A 19,495-nucleotide genomic window follows, 5' to 3' on the forward strand; every position below is an offset into this window, starting at 1 on the left:
CTATTCGGGAGCCGCGCCTTGGCGCGGTTCCCTTATCTATCAAGCAGTTTCGGAATAGGTCATGAGCGATAACAACAAGAAAAGCATTGCAGTGCTGGGCGCTGGCCCCGCCGGTTTGATGGCGGCCTGGCGCCTGCGCCGCGCCGGTTTTGCCGTCACCCTGTTCGAGCAGGAGCCGGTGGTCGGTGGCATGTGCGCCACCCAGACCTTCAAGGGGCGCGATGGGGAGTATCGCTTTGACTACGGCGGCCACCGCTTTATCACCAAGAACCCCGAATTGCTCGCCTTTATCGACGAGCTGATGGGGGACGATCTGCTCCATGCCGAGCGCAAGAGCGTGATCCGCTTTGGCGGACGCACCTATGACTACCCCCTGAACCTGCCCAACCTGCTCAAGACGGCGCCGCTCGCCCTGATGGCCGGGGCGGTGAAAGACTTGCTGCTGTTGCCCTTTGCCAAGAAGCCGGATGATTTTGCCAAGGCGAGCTTTGCCGAGTGGATCCAGAGCCACTTTGGTCGCACCCTCTACCGCCAGTTTTTCGAGGGCTACACCGGCAAGCTGTGGGGCATCAACCCGGACAAGCTCTCCGCCGACTGGGCCGGTCAGCGCATCAGCCTCATCGATCTCAAAGACGTGGCGCGCCGCCTGCTGCCAAGACGCAACGGCAGTATCTCGGTGCGCACCTATGCCCGCAAATATCGCTACCCCAAGTATGGCTTCGGCCAGATCTTCACCACCCTAGGGGAGCGGCTGGTGGCAGAGGGCGTTGAGCTGAAAACCGGCGCCACCATCACCCGCCTTGAGCAGGCTGATGGCCGCATCGAACGGGTTTATTGGAAACAAGATGACGTTGAGCAGAGCGAGCAATTTGATCAGGTGATCTCCACCCTGCCGCTGCCACTCACCTGCCAGCATCTGGGCTTGCCGTGCGATCTGCACTACCGGTCGCTTCGCTTCGTCAATATGCCGCTTAAAACAGAGAACCTGTCGGACAACACCTGGCAGTACCTCTCCGACCCCCATATTCTGGCGACCCGCTTGCAGGAGCCGCGCCGCCGCAGCCCCTTTATGGCGCCCCAAGGCCAGACCTCGGTAATGCTGGAGATCCCCTGCAATCCGGGGGATGCCACCTGGCAGGCTCCGCTTTCTGATCTGCGCGGTCGGGTTACCGCCGATCTGGCGAGCCTCGGCGTCGATACCCAGAAGCTTGGCGATGAGACCTTCGAAGCCCGCAGCGAGTACGCCTATCCGCTGATGGATTTGGGCTATCAGGCACGCCGTAACGAAGCCATCAAGGCGCTGATGCCGATCAGTAACCTCATCATGACCGGCCGTCAGGGGACATTTCGCTACATCTTCACCGACACCGCCATGGAGATGGGGATGATGGCGGCCGACATGGTGATCGACGGGGTGGACAGACGTCATGCCATCTTTAACCATCGCAACGAAAATACCGTAATCGAAACCCAGAGCGTGGCCTGAGTGCCGCGCCATTGGCATAAGTAAGGAGAACAGGATGACCATCCGCCCGGGTTTACTCGCCCTCACCCTGCTGCTGACCCTGAGCGGGCAGGCGCAGGCATACTCCTACGCCGCCGCCGGCAAGGAGCCACTGATCGACGCCCGCGAGGCGCTGCTGGGCGCCGCCACTGACGGCAAGGATGCCAGCGCCACCTTGAGCGAGATTGCCGACGAGCTGACCTATCTGGAACAGCACCACAAGGTGGAATTGCAAGCACCGCTGGCCGCCGCCATCAAGGGGAAAGACGCCGCAGCAACCGCCGCCCTGCTCAACCGGGCCTACAAGGCGGAGATCGAGCGCCGCCTCGAAGGGGCCAGCCAGAATCTTGGCGACTACCAGACCGCCAAGGTGCTGGTGGTCAAGAGCAAGCGCTTCCTCGATCTGATCCTCCCCTCCCTTAGCGAGGGGGATCGCAAGGCGGCCGAACAGGCGTTGGCCAAGGTGCTGGATGCCATCGGCAACCCGGGGGTATTCGGGGTGGGCGCCAAGCCCGCCGACGCCGCCGCCTTTGCCGCAGCGGAAAAAGCGCTGATGGCCGTGCTGGCGCCGCTTTGATGACCTCTCATTGATGCCGACGGCCCCCCTCATCCCCGGCCCCTCTCCCGCAAGGGGAGAAGGGGGGCGTCACCACGGCCGATTACGCTTCGCTAATCGACCCTACTTGCTGATCCTGCTGCAACTGGTCTGGCTAGGCTGGCTGCTGGCCTTCCCGGTGGCCCTCGATTCCGACGATGCCCTCAATTTCGCCCACGGGGTGACGCGCTTTAGCGTGCTGGAATTCTCCCCCCACTTTCCGGGCTACCCCGCCTTTATCTGGCTGGCACGGCTGATCAATCTGGCGGTGGACGAACCGGCCCGCGCGGTGCAGTGGGCAAGTCTGCTCGGTAGCAGTTTGCTGGCGCCGCTCGCCGCCTTGCTGGCGGTAAAACTGTGGCAACGGCCCAGCCTGCTCGCCCCAGTCTGGCTGCTGGTATTGGCCCTGCCGCTCACCCCGACGCTCGCCCTCTCCGGCCTTTCGGATGGGCCGGCGCTCGCCGCCTGGCTCGGGACGCTGCTGGCCTTGCAGCAGCGCAGAATTGCACTGGCGGGTCTGTTACTGGGCCTTATGCTGGCGCTGCGCCCCTCCTATTTTGTGCTGGCGCTGCTGCCCCTGTGGCTCGGGCTGGCGCAGAAGGAAACGCGCATCAGATTTGTGCTCCCCATCGCACAGGTTGGACTTATCAGCCTGCTCTTTGTCTGGCAGGCCGATGGCTGGGCCTATTTCAGCGAAGGGCGGCGCTTTACCGACGGCCACTTTACCCTGTGGGGCAACACGGCAGCGGCCCACGGCGATCGGCTGCTGAGCTGGGCGAGCACCTTCAACGATCAGCTCACCCCGCTTTGGCCCTTGGCTGTTGGGGCGCTGCTGGTACTGCCGCTTTGGCAAAGATCAAAAAACCGCCCTGCTGCCCTCCCCCCGCTCTGGACGCTCTACGGGCTCGCCCTGCTGCTCTGGACCCTGTTTGGCCAGAATCCCGACAATCCCCGCCATCTGGCCCCCATCACCCTGCTCGGTATCGTGCTACTGGCAGGCTGGCTGCCACGCCGTGGCGAGGGGGTGGTCGCGGTGGCCGGATTGCTGCTGATCGGCGTGACCTTCACCCTGCCCCGTCCGCCCGCCATGGTGCAGGCAACAAGGCTCGCAGAAAAAGCATGTCCGGCATTGGTGACCCAGTGGGGCGTGCGGCTGCTGCGGGATACCACAGCCTTGGCCGTCACCGATGGCTGGTACAAGGGGGATGCAGCGCTGGCGCTCTCTCAGGGAGCCTGCCGCCTCAGTCGCCGCCCCATCGCCGCGAGCGAAATGCCCACTGCGGTGCGCCAGCACTGGTTTGCCCCGCGCTTTGCCGCCGAGCCCGGACTCTGGCTCGCCATTCCCTCGCGGCAGACACCCCATAGGGAAAGTGACAATAAACACAAAAAGAGCACAAAAATACACCGAGACAGCTAAAAAAGAGGGGAACAACTCGGGTACACTCACTGCGCATCCATAACAGACGAGTCTCCTTATGCGTGTAACCAGAGAGTGGCTGTGGGTTTTGTCGGTGCTGACCGGGGCCTGTGCCCTCCTGTTGCTGCCATTCTGGCTGCGTGGCGGCAGTCAGGGCCATGATCTGTTTCACCACCTGCTCTCCGGTCACTTCTTTGCCGTGCAACTGTGGCAAGGTGAGCTCTATCCGCGCTGGTTGATGGAGATGAACGGCGCCTTCGGCAGCCCGGTCTTTTTCTTCTATCCCCCCCTACCCTACTATGTGAGCGCCCTGTTCGCCGGCCCCACCCCACTGGCCCACGAGGCGATGACGCCGCTGCTCTGGAGCAGCAGCGTTGCACTCTGGCTCTCCGGCCTGTTTGCCTATCTCTGGTTGCGCCCCTTTGCCGGCCACGGACGGGCGCTGGCAGCCAGTTTGCTCTATATGGCGCTGCCCTATCATCTGGCCATCGATATCTACGCCCGCTTTGCCCTGGCGGAGAGCTGGGCCTTCGTCTGGGCACCGCTGGCACTGCTGGCGCAGGATCGCCTCTGCCGCGGCGCCCCCTTTGCGCTACTGCTGCTCGCACTGGCCGTCTCCATGCTGACGCTTTCCCATCTACCAAGCACCCTGCTCATTCTGGGCTTGCTCACCCTGCGCAGCCTGCTACTGGTCTGGCGCTACAAGGGGAGCACAGCGCTTGTCAGTGTCCCTGTCACCGCCTCCCCGCTCATTGGCACCCTGCTGGGCCAGCTCTGGGGGTTGGCGATGGCCAGCCTGTTGCTGCTGCCCGCTCTGCTGGATCAGGGGGGGATCTCCATGGAGCAGATGCGCACCGGCATGTTCGAATTTCAGCGCAACTTTCTCGATCGTTTGCCCCAAAGCCGTGATGACTGGCGCTTTCGCGGCCATCTCGCCTGGCTGACGCTGCTCACCCTGGCTCTGCTGCTGGTAGCTTGGGCTGCCGCCCGCGAGCCGCGCCATCCCGAGTTGCTGCTCTGGGGGGTCATTGGCACCCTGAGCTTTCTGATGATGCTGCCTCCAAGCGAGCCCCTGTGGCGCCTGCTCACTCCGTTGCAACTGGTGCAATTTCCCTGGCGCCTCAATCTTCTGCTGGTCATCGCTACCGTCGCCGTGGTGGCGCTGGGTACCCCCACCTATCGCCCGTGGCTGTGGGTCTGGTGGTTACTGCTTGCCCTCACCCTGCTCTCGCAGGGACTCTATGTACGCGAGGCGCCGCTCACCCAGGCTCCCGTAAAGAGTCAGCTCGACGGGGAGTTCGACAGCAAGCGCAGCGCCCGCGAATACCGACCAAAGCAGGTGCCACGCGGCATGTTTGCCCCCACCCTGCTGGCCTGGAAAGAGGAATTCCAGCCCGCCATCACCAGCGACCATCAGGGGGTGAACTGGCAGATCCAGCGCTGGCAGCCTCGTCATATCGAATTGACGGTGGATGCCCCGGCACCCGCCAAGCTGGTCCTGCACCAGTTTGATTACCCGGGCTGGCAGGCAAGGCTCGACCAGCGCCTGCCGCTGAGCGTCAGCAGCACCCGCAACGGGTTGGTGCAGGTCTGGGTGCCCGCCGGACAACACAGCCTCACCTTCACCCTCACCGCCCGCTGGCCGGAGCGGCTCGGTTACGCCATCTCGTTGCTGGCCTGGCTGCTCTGGCTGGGGGGAGTGATCCGCGCAGCGCGCCGACATGACCGAAAGCTTGATCCCCAAGGTGCCTGAGCGATCGGACACCACCCCCTTTTGAGGGGGTAGGAACGTCATGCCGAGCGGGGGCAAACCTGATAGACTCGCCCTTCTCCCTTTTTCAACCAAGGTTCACCAGCGGATACCCTATGCCCCACGCACAGTCCCCCCAGGCCACCATGCTCTCTCCCCGTTTCCTGTTTATCCTGCTCGGCTCTCTGGCGGGTCTGACCCCGCTGGCGGTGGATATGTATCTGCCCGCCATTCCGGCCATCGCTCGGGATCTAGCCACCAGCATCGATGGTGCCCAGCTCACCATCAGCGCCTTTCTGGGCGGTTTTGCCATCGGCCAACTCTTCTACGGCCCGCTGGCCGACAGCTATGGCCGCAAGCCGGTGATCTTGGCGGGGCTGGTGATGTTTGCCATCGCCTCGGTGGGCTGCGCCATGGCGGACTCCCTGCCCGAATTGCTGGCCTATCGGATGTTGCAGGCAGCGGGCGGTGCGGCGGGCTCGGTGGTGGTCAATGCCCTGCTGCGCGATCTGTTCGAGAAGGATGCGTTTTCTCGCGCCATGTCGTTCGTCATTCTGGTGATGACCTTGGCGCCGCTGGTAGCCCCTGTGGTGGGCGGCTATATCAGCGCCCACGCCGATTGGCGGGTGATCTTCTGGCTGCTGGTGGGGATCAGCCTGCTGATCTGTCTGGTGATGCAGTGGAAAATTCAGGAGACCCTGAAACCCGAGCACCGTCAGCCCCTTAATCTGGGCCAGATCCTCAAGAACTACTGGGGGGTACTCTCCCATCGCGGCGCCATGGGCTACGTGCTGTGCGGCTCCCTCTCCAGCTCCGGCATGTTCGCCTTCCTGAGTGGCTCCCCTTATGTCTATATCGAGTATTTCAAGGTGCCGACCGAGCACTACGGCTGGCTGTTTGGTCTCAATATTTTGCTGATGATGGTGGTCACTTTCGTCAATAGCCGACTGGTAAAAGGGGTGGGTGCCGAGCGGATGCTGCAATACGGCCTGCTGGTGCTGCCCTGCGCTGGCGCCCTGCTGATCTACAACGCCTGGAGCCAGACCGGCGGTCTGTGGGGCATCGTCATTCCGGTGGTACTCTTTATCGGCCATATCAGTCTGGTGGGGGCCAACGCCATGACCGGCCTGATGGGCCACTTCCCGCAATCTGCGGGTACCGCCTCGGCACTGGCGGGTACCCTGCGCTTTGGCATCGGCGCCCTGGTCGGGATTCTGGTCAACCTCAATCCGCCCCAATCGCCGCTGCCCATGGCCATCGCCATCGCATGCTGTGGCGTGGGTTCCACCCTGAGTTACTGGCTGCTGGCGGGCAAGCGGGGCGATTGACCCCCCCTATCCCCCTCGGCCAGGAAAACGAAAGAGGCTTCCATCAACGGAAGCCTCTTTTCGTACTGGCTCGTACTGGCGCCCAGACCTTCAGAACTGGGCACTGTTGAGCCAGAGGTGCGCCCCTATGCTCACCAGATAACCGAGCAAGATAGCAGGCAGCCACTTCAGGTGGCCAAAGAAGGTATACATGCCGTGGGCCTGTCCCATCAGGGCCACCCCGGCCGCAGAGCCGATGGAGAGCAGGCTGCCGCCCACTCCGGCGGTCAGGGTCACCAGCAGCCACTGCCCCAGCGCCATGTCCGGGTTCATCGACAGCACGGCAAACATCACAGGAATGTTATCCACGATGGCCGACAAGACCCCGATGAAGATGTTGGCCATGGTGGGCTCCCCACCGGCATACAGCCAGTGTGACACCAGCTCCAGATACCCCATAAAGCCCAGACCACCGACACACATCACCACCCCGTAGAAGAAGAGCAGGGTATCCCACTCCGCCTTGGCCACCTTGTTGAACACATCAAATGGCACCACAGAGCCCAGACTGCGCAACCGCACCTCATCACCATTCCGTTCATAGAGCGCACGCTTGCGGGCAAGGGATCGTGGCAGCGACTTGCGCAGATAAAACCCGAAAAACTGCAGATAACCGAGCCCCAGCATCATGCCCAGTACGGGTGGCAGATGGAGGAAACTGTGGCATAGCACCGCCGTGATGATGGTCAGCAAGAACAGCACGACGATGCGACGGGCACCCCGCTTGAGATCGACCACCTCGTTATCAGCCTCCGGCACATGACGCGGCACCATCAGGCTCATCAGGATGGCTGGCACCAGAAAATTGAGCAGAGAGGGAATAAGCAGGGTGAAGAACTGGCCAAATTGCACCTTGCCCGCCTGCCACACCATCAGGGTGGTGATATCGCCAAAGGGACTGAACGCCCCTCCGGCGTTGGCGGCGATCACTATGTTGATGCAGGCAAGATTGACAAAACGCCGATCACCGTTGGCCACCTTCAACACCACGGCGCACATCAAGAGCGCTGTGGTCAGGTTGTCTGCTACCGGCGAGATACAAAAAGCAAGCCCGCCGGTCAACCAGAACAGGGTGCGCAAGTGAAAACCGGATCGCACCAGCCAGGCACGCAGGGCATCGAACAGCCGCCGATCCTCCATGGCGTTGATATAGGTCATCGCCACCAGCAGGAACAGCATCAGCTCGGCATATTCCAGCAGGGTATGGCGAAATGCCTGCTCGGCGACAGGGCTCATCCCCTGTTGTGCATAGGCGATACCGATCAGGATCCAGATCACCCCGGCGGCCACCAGCACGGGTTTGGACTTGCGCAGTTGCAGATACTCTTCAGCCATCACCAGGGCGTAGGCCAACACAAACAATCCGACACAAAAAAGTCCGATTGAGGAGGATGTCAACAGAACTGGGCCACTACTGGCATGGGCGGGAGGGATAAACAGGGACAGCAGCAACATAACAGGGGTGAGCGCAGACATGGTCTCTTCCATTTAGAACCATCTGGCAATCATGCTAGCACCTGGATGAAAAGAAAAATTCATCCAGGTCAATTAACGCTTAATTGGTTTGCTGTCGAAACGCGGGATTATTTCTTGCCGAAACCCGACTGCTTGAGGGTATAGCCGGCGCTGTTTTGCCAGGCATCCAGACCGCTGCGGTTATTGCCCGCCACCAGACTGGCGGCCAGACTCGGGCTGTTGAACAGCTGATCGGAGGTAAAGACAAAGCCGCCCTGACTGCGGGGCACTATAACCCCCTTCTCCAGCAGTTCGTGACGCAGCTCGATCACCGCTTCACGCAAAGAGGCGGCATCCTCGCCATTGGCGGTGGAACCGGCCAGCACCATAAAGCCCGGATTTTGCCGCTTGCCCACCGGATAACCGTGGGCCTCGGCCCCTTTGCCGTTGAAGTGGTAGAGCTCGCGCTCCCCCGGCCGGTTGTCGGAGAGTGCCTTTTGCAGGGTCATCAGCTCGTTGTAGATCTCGATGGGGACGACGGCAGCCTGCTTGTTGCCCTTGCTATCGATGATAAAACTGACTTGCTTGTGTAACATCCTTGCTCATCCTGTGACCCATGGAAGCCCCTATTCTAACCACCTCGGGCAAGCGGGATCCAGCGAGGATCCACTGCTCTTTTGCCGCCTTGATCACTAACTGGCACTCTTGATCAACCGTAAGGGGTGTTGATCATTGCCGGCCGTGCTAGCGTACCAAGCATGATGAAAGCCATTGACCATCAAACGGTTATCCCATGCTGACCCTGCGCAACCTCTGCAAGAGCTTCGATAACGGCAGTGAGCGACTGCCGCTGTTCCACCATCTCGATCTCGCCCTCCCCGCTGGCGAGATCACCCTGCTGCTGGGCCAAAGCGGCTGCGGCAAGTCCACCCTGCTCAATCTGATCGCCGGGCTGATTGCACCGGACGAGGGGGAGATCTGGCTGGGGGAGACCCGGATCGACAACCGCTCCCCCGACGAGCGGGCGCGCCTGCGGGGCCGCCATTTCGGTATCGTCTATCAGGATTTCAACCTGCTGCCGACCCTGAACGTGGCCGAGAATCTGGCCCTGCCGCTCGCCATCAACGCTCTGCCACCGGATGAGACAAAGATTGACCAGTTGCTGCATCGGCTCGATATGAGCCACAAGCGCCATGCCTGGCCGGAGCAGCTCTCCGGCGGTCAGCGACAGCGGGTGGCGCTGGCCCGCGCCCTTATCCATCAGCCCAGTTGGCTGCTCGCCGACGAACCCACCGGCAGCCTCGATGAGCACAATGCCGAACAGGTGATGGCGCTGATGGTGGCGGCGGTACGCGACACAGGCGCAGGCTTGCTGCTGGTGAGCCACAACCCGGCCTATGCTGCGCTGGCAGACAGGGTGCTGCGCCTTGAAGGGGGGCAACTTATCGAGCTTAAGGGACCCCGTCATGACTAGGCAGCGACTGCGCCAGCCGGAGACACGCTGATGTTGCCCCTCAAGGCGCTGCTGCGCCTCTATCGCAGCCACCCCTGGTTGCTGCTGATGAGTCTGGCCGGGCTGGTATTGGGAGTGTCGCTGGTGGTGGCTATCGAGCTACTCAATCACAGTGCCCGCACCAATTTTGTCGCAGCCCGCAGCCAGCTGGCAGGGGAAGCCAACTACCGGCTGGCCCCCGCTGGCGGGCTGGATGAGCAGCTTTACGTGCAGCTGGTGACCAGCCAGCCCGCCTTGGATGCCATGCCCCAGCTCCATGGCTGGCTCAAGGATGAAGAGGGGCGCAGCTTTCAACTGCTGGGGATGGATCTCTTCAACCCCGGCCCCCTGCGCCAGCTGTTTGGCGCCCAACCCGCGAGCGAGCCCGACTTTTCCCTAAACCGTGCCGACAGCATCTGGCTGGCAACCCCCGAAGCGGAGCGCCTTGGCTGGCAAGCGGGCCAGAGCCGCCGCTTTGTATTGGGTGGCAACGATGGCGCCAGCGCCCGCCCTCTGACCCTGACGCTGGCGGGCACCTTTGAACCGGGCGCCGTGCCCATGGAGCGGCTGCTGATAACCGATATTGGCCTCGCCCAGCCGCTGCTGGATAAAGCGGGTCGGCTCGATCGCATCGTCTTCAAGCTAAGCGAAGCCGAGGCTCGCACCCTGCAGGCCACCCTGCAAACCGATTACCCAAACCAGCCCTTGTGGCTTGAGCCCATCAGCCCGGCGCTCGATGCCAGCCAGCTTGGCGATGCGCTGGCCCTTAACCTGACGGCGCTCTCATTGCTCGCCATGGCGGTGGGACTGTTTCTGGTGTTCAACGCCCAGCGATTTGTCCAGAGCGTGCGCCGCCCCCAGCTGGCCCAGTTGATCATTCTGGGGATGGGGCCAAGCCGGGTGCTCCGCTGGCTCATTCTGGAGCTGCTTATTCTTGCCACCATCAGCACCCTGCTCGGGGTGCTGCTCGGTAGCGTGCTGGCGCTGGCGCTGATGGGGCAGCTGACCCAGGCGCTGGCCGATCTCTATGGGCCCAACCCCATCGATCTGTTGCGCCTCTCCCCTGTGAGCCTGCTCAAGGCACTGTTGATCGGGCTGCTCGGCACGCTGGCCGCCAACCTGCCCGGCTGGTGGCAACTGCTGCGCCAATCCCCCCTCGAACTGCGCGCTGGCAGCAGCCGCCCCCCCGCTCACCCGTGGCGACGGCGCGTGCTGGCCATCGCCATCCTGCTGCTGTGCGCTCTGTGCCTGTGGCTGCCGCAAACGGGTCTGACCGGCGCCCTCTTTATCGCCGGCGGCTGGCTGCTGGCCATGGCGCTCTGGCTGCCCGATGCCCTGCGCGGCCTGCTTGGCTGGTTGCGACGGCGCGCGGGCGGTCCCCTCACCGCCCGGCTCGGGGTGGCCGAGACCCTCTATCATCTCGATCGCACCGCTATCGCGGTGATGGCGTTGCAGCTCGCCATCGCGGCGGCCATCGGCATCGGGGTCATGGTGTCGAGTTTTCGCTCAAGCGTGGAGATCTGGCTCGGCCAGCGTCTGGCCGCCGATCTCTATGTCACCGCCCCCAAGGGGGTGGCGGGCAACAAGGGCACCTTAAGCGATACAACCCTTAAGACCCTGCTCGCCAATCCGCTGGTAAGCGCCGCCTCGCGCCGCTCGGTGCATCCTGCCCGCTGGCAGGGGCAGCCCATCGAGTGGGCACAGATGGATTTTATCCCCCAGCTTAAAGCAGCCTATCCGCTGCTGGCTGGACGCTGGCCCACCCGTCCCGACGAAGTGCTGGCGAGCGAACCGCTGACGGTGCGCCTGGGGGTCAAGGTGGGCCAGACCCTTGAGGTGAGTGGCGAACAGGGGCCACGGCAGTTCACCGTCACCGGCGTCTATCAGGACTACGGCAGCGACAAGGGACAGATCCTGCACGCCTTCGAAGGGGGGGCGGTGCAATCCCTCGCCCTCTTTAGCAACGACCCCGAGCAGCTGGCCGACCGCCTGCGCGAGCGCTTTGGCGAGCAGCTAAACCTGCTCTCCGCCCCCGCCATCCACAGCGCGGCGCTCAAGGTGTTTGACCAAACCTTTGTGGTGACCGAGCTATTGAAACTGCTGATCCTCGGCATCGCCTTTGTCGGCATTGGCTCGGCCTTTATGGTGCTGGGGCTGGCGCGCCGTGGCGAGCTGCAGACCTTGCAAAGTCTGGGTTTGAGCCCCCACCACTGCCGCCAGCTGCTGGTGTGGCAAGGAGCGGGATTGGGGCTGCTCACCGCCCTGCTGGCTCTGCCGGTGGGATATGGCCTCGCCTGGGTGCTGATCGAGGTGGTCAACCCCCGCGCCTTTGGTTGGCGCCTCGCCTTCGAGGCCGCTCCCCTTCATGCGGTCACCGCCCTGTTGCTGGCACCGGTCTGTGGCGCATTGGCATCCTGGTATGCGGCAAGGAGAGTGGTATGAGATATCGGTTAGCGCACTGGCTCAGCCATGGTTGGAAGACCCCATTGACCACTTCCCTCTCTCCGCCCCTTCTTCAGCACAGAGAAGAGCTGAGTGCGGCATTGAACCATCCCCTCTCCCTTTGGGAGAGGGCCAGGGTGAGGGGAAGCTTATCCTCCTTACGGCCCCTGTGGCTCACCGCCCTCTTGATCCCGCTGATTGCCATGATCGACAGCGTGCAGGCCAGCGATCTGGGCGCCCTGCTCGGCGGAGGCAACGACAGCTTTAAAAAGGTGCTGCCGGGGCAAACAATAAAACTGCCGGAGGATCACGCCTCTCACCCCGATTACCGCTCCGAGTGGTGGTATCTCACCGGCAACCTCAAGGATGAGCAGGGGCGCGAATATGGCATGCAGTGGACCCTGTTTCGCCAGGGGATTGAACAAGAACTCCGCACCAACAACCCCTGGCTCACCCCCCAGCTCTGGCTGGCCCAGTTTGCCATCACGGATCTCGACCGTGGCAGCCACCAGCAAGATGAACGGGCCAGTCGGCAGGGGCCGGGGTTGGCGGGGGCCAGCGGCGGCCAATATTGGCTCAGGGAGTGGCGGCTTGCCTCCCAAGGGGCAGCGCTCTTCCCCGCCACCCTCAAGGTGCAGAGCAAGATTGGCGAGCTGAACCTCACCGTCACCGCCGCCAAGCCGCTGGTGCTACAAGGCAAGGCCGGTTACAGCGAGAAGAGCCCGGGCAACGCCTCCTTTTACTACTCCTACCCGCGCCTCACTCTTCGCGGCACGCTGATCCGCGATGGCGAGACCCGCACCGTCACCGGACAAGGGTGGTTTGATCACGAGTGGAGCAGCTCGGTATTGGCCGAGTGGCAATCGGGCTGGGACTGGTTTTCGCTGCAACTGGCCGATGGCCGCGAACTGATGCTGTTTCGCCTGCGCACCAAATCGGGACGCACTGAGCCTGAGAACCGCTACGGCATTTTGATTGAGCGGGACGGCAGCAGCCGGGTGCTCGCCCCCGACGCGATTCGCCTTACGCCGGGCAACACCTGGCGCGGCCCCAAGGGGCAGGATTACCCCGTCGAGTGGCAATTAAGCGCCGCCGGAATGAGCCTCACCATCAAAGCCCGTCAGCCCAATCAGGCCATGACAGGTCGCTTTGACTACTGGGAGGGCGCGGTCTCTGTCTCGGGGGATGCCAAGGGGGTCGGCTATCTGGAGATGACGGGCTATTGATCCAGGAGCGTGTCTGTTGATTGCAATCGCCGTCAATGCCCTGCCAGGCAGGCTTGATGATGCACGCAGCCACCATGGCGCCGGGGCTCTCGCCCCTCACTGCAGCACACAGGGCGCGCCGCACCTGGATCCGGCGATTTTAAAGGGGGCATGATAAAGAATTCGGGGCGCAGAACGCCCCTTTTTGTTGCCGCGAAGGACTGTATCGACATGTCGCAAAACGACTTGGGGACAAAGAGAGCAAGATTCGGGTCGTTCCAGCGAGGAGTGGTTGCCATAGTGGGGGCCAAACCCAAGTCGGTTGGAACCTACTGGGGTTCCAACCCACAGCCAACCCTGTGCCCCACTGATTTGGCGCACAACACACCTGCGAGGAAACTGTCATGTCATCACTGTCCAACAAGGTCGCCATCATCACCGGCGCCAGCTCCGGTATCGGCCGCGCCAGCGCCATCCTGTTTGCCCGGGAAGGAGCCAGCGTCGTCGTCGGCGCCCGCCGCCAGCCCGAACTGGATCTGCTGGTGGAGGAGATCCGCCACGAGGGGGGCCAGGCGGTGAGTCTGGCGGGAGATGTGAAAAGCGAGACTTACGCCCGCGATCTTGTTGATCTCGCGCTAACCCGTTTCGGCGGGCTCGATATCGCCTTCAACAACGCAGGTACCACAGGCACGCCGGGCAGCATAGAGGAGCTTGAGCTGACGCAGTGGCAGGAGATTCTGGATACCAACCTCACCAGCGCCTTTGTGGGAGCCAAGTACCAGATCCCCGCCATGCTGGCGCGTGGCGGCGGCTCGCTTATTTTTACCTCTACCTTCGTCGGCAACACCCTGGGGCTGCCCGGCATGGCGGCCTATGCGGCGAGCAAGGCGGGCCTCATCGGTCTGACCCGGGTGCTGGCTGCCGAGTATGGGGCACAAGGGGTGCGGGTCAACGCCCTGCTGCCGGGGGGCACCGATACCCCCATGGGGCGGGCTTTTGCCAATACGCCAGAGAGCCTCGCCTTTGTGCAGAATATGCATGCGCTCAAACGGCTAGCCCAACCGGAGGAGATCGCCCGCTCGGCCCTTTATCTCGCGTCCGATGCATCCAGCTTTACCACCGGCATTGCCCTGCTGGCCGATGGTGGGGTATCAATTTGTCGCACATGACTTGTCGTCCCTAAGATCCTGCGACCGCAAACTTATCGTGAGAGCGCCTTATGTCTGATTACGCCCGCATCGCCGATGCCATCCGTTTTATCGCAAGTCAGGTGGAGCGTCAGCCCACTCTGGACGAGATAGCGGCGCACGTTCACTTAAGTCCCTTTCACTTCCAGCGGCTGTTCAGCCGCTGGGCCGGGGTGACGCCCAAACGCTATCTGCAGGTGCTGACCCTGGAACGGGCCAAGGCACTGCTGCAGGAGTCGCGCCCGCTGCTGGAGGTGGCCGATACCCTGGGCCTTAGCAGCGGCTCGCGGCTCTACGATCACTTCGTGCAACTCGAAGCGGTGACGCCGGGCGAGTACAAGCAGCGCGGGGCCGGGCTGGTTATCGATCACGGGGTGCACGACACCCCCTTTGGTCAGGCATTCGTCGCCCTGACCCCGCGGGGGGTGTGCAACTTCTCGTTTCTCGATGACAAGGCCCCAGAGGCGCCGCTGGCCACCCTCGCCCGCAGCTGGCCTGAGGCAAGGCTGCAAGAAGCCCCATCACGCACCCAAGGGGTCATCAACACCATGTTCGATGGCAGCAAGGCACCGGATCGCCCCATATCCTTGTACGTGAGCGGCACCAACTTTCAGATCAGCGTCTGGCGGGCGCTGCTGCATATCCCGCCCGCCAAGGTGGTGAGCTACGCCCAGGTGGCGAGCGCCATCGGCAATCCCAAGGCCGCCCGCGCCGTGGGTCTGGCGGTGGGCGCCAACCCCGTCGCCTTGATGATCCCCTGCCACAGAGTCATCCAGCAAAACGGCAGACTCGGCGGCTATCACTGGGGCGAGACCCGCAAACAGGCGATACACGCCTGGGAAGCGGCGAGGTATGAGTGAAGGTGGCCTTTTTCTGTCCGGCCTAATGAGGAAAACAGGCATCTTGGTAGTGAGTCAGCAGACAATCAGGCCGCGCCGAACGAGCATTCACGGTCTAAAGCGAGGGCATTAGCAGAGTAGGGGCGCAGATCGCCCCTTTTGTTGCTTTGGCGAGGCTCAGCACTCAGCCGCCCCACCTCAGCGAATTGACGAAACAGGTAGGGTGCAATAAGCGCAGCGCATTGCACCGCTTGTAGGACATCTTTTGTGCAAGGTATAAGGAACAAAAGTAGAGGTGCAATTTCATTGCACCCTACGGGCTTGAAACAGACAGTTCTTATTCAAACCGCTGCTCGTGTTCCATATCCTCCCGCTGCTCTCGTTCTTTCTGGCGCTCGATTAGCTGAGCCAGGTTTGCAGAGACTGTTTGAGCCGCAGTCGAAATATCTGCTCTTTCATGTTCAACCAACTTATGAATTGCCTCCGCTCTGGACTGCATTACTTTGGCTTGGCTACCAGACCAAGATGAAGGAGTGACACGCTCGGCGAATATTTCCAGAACAATAGTAGGGTCAGGAGATGACTCAAGCAGCCTGAGAGCTAACTCTGACATCCTGAGTCCTTCAATCTCGTCATCCTTTTCCCACAAGTTAATGCTTGCTGCAATAGCTACCCATACGCGGGGCTCATTTCTGGCACAACACCACGAAATCAGAAAATCCATATTAATATGGGCAAGAGGTGAGAATCGTAAGTCTCTATTACAAATAAAAAACTGCCGTCTTTCTTGTTGCTCTTCAGTGCCTTCAAAGACTCGATTTAAAAATGCTTCTGGCATCAGCGCAGCTGTTGTCTCAATGGCGCTTTCATATGAATGAACGTAACCATAATGCAGATCAACAACAGCAAAGATCGCGTCCAACCACTCCTGTTTTTCTGGCTCATTGCCATCGAAACGTAATGCAGTATTGATGACGCATTCCATGTTGTAACCATCCCCCCCATAGGAGTCACAATGATCCTTTGGCAAACTCAACCTCGCAGCTTTAAGACCTATTTGTCGAAAATCAGGGCCAAGCTTGTCCACGGTCCCTTCTTCACCGTGTAACCACATACTTAACGCACGCAGCACCACATCACTACCTCCCGGTTTACTCAGGAGCCGCATCGCTAGATCGAGTACTCGGCCTCTGGACAAATCCTCGTATTCATCACGCCATAGAATTGTTTCATACATATTCGGGTGAATATCAGGGTCATCCATAATCGCCATACAACGATCCAGGTCGGCTTCTGTGAAGCTCCTTCGAGGATGTAGCTCAACCAAACCGTGTCGAAGTTGAGGATGTTGTGCACACTGATCAAGTAATGCCTTTGCAAGAGCTGGCTCGATACGGTCAACTTCTTCGATAAAGCCCTCAAACACTGACAAATTTTTATGTCCTGCAGGCTGTATATCAAGATACTCAACAAGTTTTAGCCAAGCGGAATATAAATCCTCCCCCCCCTTGGCCAAACCTCCCCCGAATGCTGCACGGTAAGGCATGTAGTCATTAGAAAATAGGTTAGGTCCCAGCTCATCGAGCTCATGACTTGAGACAGCAAACCCCTCACCCAATTGAAATGCCTTGGATTTAAGCCGCCTTTCAGCTTCCTGATATTTGTTATGATCGTTGTGATCAAAATCGGCATCCAGCGTCCAAGGACCATGCGCTCTGCTGAGCACATACATCATGATTGTCGGAAGCAAATCATGAGGCTCCAGCTCTTTCTCCAGTACAATAAGGGAATCTGGTATGGACTCAACATTATTCGTTTTTTTGCTCTTGGTATGATGATGGAAATAGATCATCGTACGAATGGCTTTCCAACCTTCGCCCCAAGGATGATGTTCATGTAATTTTCGAGCAGCATCGATAAGCTTTTCCCTTATCGCTGACTGGCCCCACATCCCTCGAAACGTATTAGCCATGATCTGCCGCGCGGGAACTTCAATAGCGGGATCGCCAGAAGTGCCAAATTGTGTGGCCACATTGATAAAAGCGCAGCGCCACTGCACAAACTCATCATGACTGAGGTGAAGCCCATAGTCTCTCGGACGAGCACCAAATGCATTACTTCCAAAGCCTGTGTAACGATTTCCCAATGCTGCTGAAAGCATTTTGAAACCCAATGCTCTACGTCTAGAAACATTAGATAGACAACATTCATTCATAATGGCAATGCGTTGTTCTAAAGTAGCATGCGTTCCGGATAGATATGCTTGGAAGAAATTCGTTATCTGCCTTGTCAGCGAGTTGTTACCATCGTTCTCCTTCTCATAATCGGCCAGATGAATAAGAAGTCTGATACACCGTCCGAAGGTGTTTGATTCATAAGCCAATAAACATAACAGATTAATAATTGACGTTCGTCGTGAATTATAACCCGGCTTCATACCCTTAAAATTAGAGGAAACAAGTACAGTCTCAATTCTATCGAGAAGCATTTCTGGAGAAACAGGTGCAATATAATCCAGCATTCGTGCCGATATATCGTCCAACGTAGTTATCCGCCCTAATAACCCATCAGGTTCAAGCCAAATTTCAACAATTTCTTTCGCAACTGGGTGGTCGTGCAATAGCCCTAACCTGTGCGCAAATGACATGAGTAAGCGTTGGTTGCCATGGATTTCAAAAATCGCTCTTAGTTGATTAACCGGGATACAATTCAGTGCCGATGACGCCAGCCTATTGGCAATTGCATGAGGCAAAATGGCCCGCCAATGAGCCCTCTTCTGTACGATATGGCGTTCTGACAACCTGCTTGTTGCTCGGAACAACTGGCTTACGGAATGCCCCGAGATTGATCCCAAAACCTCCAGTTCGTTTTGCCCTTCCTCAACCGATGAAACTGAAAATGAATAGACCAGAGACAATATTTCAGCTTGCTCCCGTAAACCATCATCCGGATTGTTTCGCTGTTCGAACAAACGGTTAAATAACTGTGCATCTGAAAGCTGGGCCAGACTTTCACCTTCCTCCACTCTCTCGGCAATAGCCAAGGAAACGCGTGCATTACCATCAGAAAACTCTGCTATTCGGCGGGCGTTGTTCCGACCGATATTGGGAAAACGACAGAGAAGAAGCTGTTCGGCAACCTCAGGCCCCACCGCTTCAATCTGGATGACCTCTGTGGTCTGAGGCTTGTCATCTTTAATGTCATACTCAACAGTAATAAGGCTGATCGTACTATTGGCCGCTACTTTACTGGCTAGAAGTGTGTGCAATTCAGAAGGGCAATTATCAAGGATCATAATGGCCCGTCGCCCCTCAGCAATCAGTCGCTCCAGCATTGCTGTTGCAGAGGGCTCTGGGTTTTCACCTGTATCAACATAAACTGCGATAGTCCGATCAAGCGCATCTGCTCCGACCGTTTCATCGAAAAGAGCCTGTACAATTCGGGTCTTTCCAACACCGGATAATCCCGTAATGCGGACTGCTTTATTGGTTGAACGAACCAGCTCACGCATTGGCCCGATAGCCTCCTGAATGGCTAGCTGTTGCCCTTTTCCTGATGGCAGAGTAATTATCACCCCTGGTGCTGAAATCAAGGTATCTTCTGACCCCTGAGGCGGATTACTCCAAGCCCCATATGGCTGCCACCCAGAATATCCCTGACCGAGTATTTTTTGGGCCCAGAGCATGACTGACGGGTGCTGCCGCAACCATTGCGCCAGTTTCGAGCGGTCGTAAAAATCCAAGTGAATATTGGAGCGGTTAAGTTCATCCGCTACCGCATACTGCATTGCTTGCAGGCGATCCACTTTCATAAGAGGAGAACAATCATCATCCAAGCTGACGATGATATAGCTCCCTCCCTTTGCCACTTGCTCAGAGATCGTCGGTGATAATGCCCCATCAGTAGTCATTTCTGAGGTTATCGCAGCCCTCGGCATTGGATGCTTTTTGGCTTGAAAAATCGTATCAGGTCTCTCAATAAAGCCAGTGCTCATTTGCTCGACCGGTACTTTAACGTGCACATCGATACCGCCATCGGGAGCATTTATAGAGCCTGACCAGTGTACATAAGCAGGGCTATGACCATGGGATGCAATTTCCGCCTCGGCAAGGCGCGCTATTAACTCTTCAAGCTGGGTATCAGAGAGCCGGAGTAAGTCGTCTTTCTCAATATCAAAAATCGCCACGATGCCCTCTGATGCTTCCGAGTTAGAAGACCACTATGTTATTCACATGCAAATCA

Annotated in this window: 13 protein-coding genes; 10 read left to right on the forward strand and 3 right to left on the reverse strand. The window is 59.5% G+C overall.

What is annotated here, in order from left to right:
- The first annotated feature begins 61 nt into the window (after nt 1–61).
- The 5 genes from G5154_RS02570 to G5154_RS02590 all read left to right on the forward strand — a co-directional run bounded on the left by G5154_RS02570 (nt 62) and on the right by G5154_RS02590 (nt 6,594).
- Nucleotides 62–1,486, forward strand: coding sequence for an NAD(P)/FAD-dependent oxidoreductase (locus G5154_RS02570; protein ID WP_421243710.1), 1,425 nt, complete (start codon nt 62–64; stop codon nt 1,484–1,486).
- A gap of 34 nt (nt 1,487–1,520) precedes the next feature.
- On the forward strand, nt 1,521–2,081 hold the full coding sequence (locus G5154_RS02575) for a hypothetical protein (protein WP_421250269.1): 561 nt from the start codon (nt 1,521–1,523) through the stop codon (nt 2,079–2,081).
- A 106-nt stretch (nt 2,082–2,187) separates the two neighbouring features.
- Nucleotides 2,188–3,516 (forward strand): hypothetical protein, encoded by a 1,329-nt coding sequence (locus G5154_RS02580; protein WP_421250333.1) that lies wholly within the window; start codon nt 2,188–2,190, stop codon nt 3,514–3,516.
- Between the two features lie 58 nt (nt 3,517–3,574).
- Complete coding sequence (locus G5154_RS02585; protein ID WP_421263858.1) at nt 3,575–5,269, forward strand: hypothetical protein; 1,695 nt, start codon at nt 3,575–3,577, stop codon at nt 5,267–5,269.
- A gap of 113 nt (nt 5,270–5,382) precedes the next feature.
- On the forward strand, nt 5,383–6,594 hold the full coding sequence (locus G5154_RS02590) for a Bcr/CflA family multidrug efflux MFS transporter (RefSeq protein ID WP_337072109.1): 1,212 nt from the start codon (nt 5,383–5,385) through the stop codon (nt 6,592–6,594).
- A 90-nt stretch (nt 6,595–6,684) separates the two neighbouring features.
- Here G5154_RS02590 and nhaD read toward each other — a convergent pair whose 3' ends face one another.
- Both nhaD and G5154_RS02600 read right to left on the reverse strand, forming a co-directional pair.
- Nucleotides 6,685–8,109, reverse strand: a complete 1,425-nt coding sequence (nhaD, locus tag G5154_RS02595) for a sodium:proton antiporter NhaD (RefSeq protein ID WP_421250271.1) — start codon at nt 8,107–8,109, stop codon at nt 6,685–6,687.
- Between the two features lie 107 nt (nt 8,110–8,216).
- Nucleotides 8,217–8,684: a DUF4357 domain-containing protein gene (locus G5154_RS02600; RefSeq protein ID WP_158112251.1), complete on the reverse strand. Its 468-nt coding sequence runs from the start codon at nt 8,682–8,684 to the stop codon at nt 8,217–8,219.
- A gap of 197 nt (nt 8,685–8,881) precedes the next feature.
- Between G5154_RS02600 and G5154_RS02605 the strand changes: the two genes are divergently transcribed.
- The 5 genes from G5154_RS02605 (at nt 8,882) to G5154_RS02625 (ending at nt 15,274) form a co-directional block, all read left to right on the forward strand.
- Nucleotides 8,882–9,562 (forward strand): ABC transporter ATP-binding protein, encoded by a 681-nt coding sequence (locus tag G5154_RS02605; RefSeq protein ID WP_421250272.1) that lies wholly within the window; start codon nt 8,882–8,884, stop codon nt 9,560–9,562.
- A 30-nt stretch (nt 9,563–9,592) separates the two neighbouring features.
- Entirely contained in the window at nt 9,593–12,022 is a 2,430-nt protein-coding gene (locus G5154_RS02610) for an FtsX-like permease family protein (protein WP_421250273.1), read from the forward strand.
- Nucleotides 12,023–12,207: 185 nt separating this feature from the next.
- Complete coding sequence (locus G5154_RS02615) at nt 12,208–13,248, forward strand: lipocalin-like domain-containing protein (protein ID WP_421250334.1); 1,041 nt, start codon at nt 12,208–12,210, stop codon at nt 13,246–13,248.
- 383 nt (nt 13,249–13,631) lie between these two features.
- Entirely contained in the window at nt 13,632–14,396 is a 765-nt protein-coding gene (locus G5154_RS02620) for an SDR family oxidoreductase (RefSeq protein ID WP_337072106.1), read from the forward strand.
- A 50-nt stretch (nt 14,397–14,446) separates the two neighbouring features.
- Nucleotides 14,447–15,274 carry a bifunctional transcriptional activator/DNA repair enzyme AdaA gene (locus G5154_RS02625; RefSeq protein ID WP_216978599.1) on the forward strand — a complete coding sequence of 276 codons (828 nt, stop codon included), beginning with the start codon at nt 14,447–14,449 and terminating at the stop codon, nt 15,272–15,274.
- Nucleotides 15,275–15,590: 316 nt separating this feature from the next.
- On the opposite strand, the gene G5154_RS02630 is transcribed toward G5154_RS02625, so the two are convergent.
- Complete coding sequence (locus tag G5154_RS02630) at nt 15,591–19,439, reverse strand: hypothetical protein (protein ID WP_337072105.1); 3,849 nt, start codon at nt 19,437–19,439, stop codon at nt 15,591–15,593.
- Nucleotides 19,440–19,495: the final 56 nt, after the last annotated feature.

Source organism: Aeromonas sp. 600527, assembly GCF_049175415.1.
GTDB classification, from domain to species: Bacteria; Pseudomonadota; Gammaproteobacteria; order Enterobacterales; family Aeromonadaceae; genus Aeromonas; species Aeromonas veronii_A.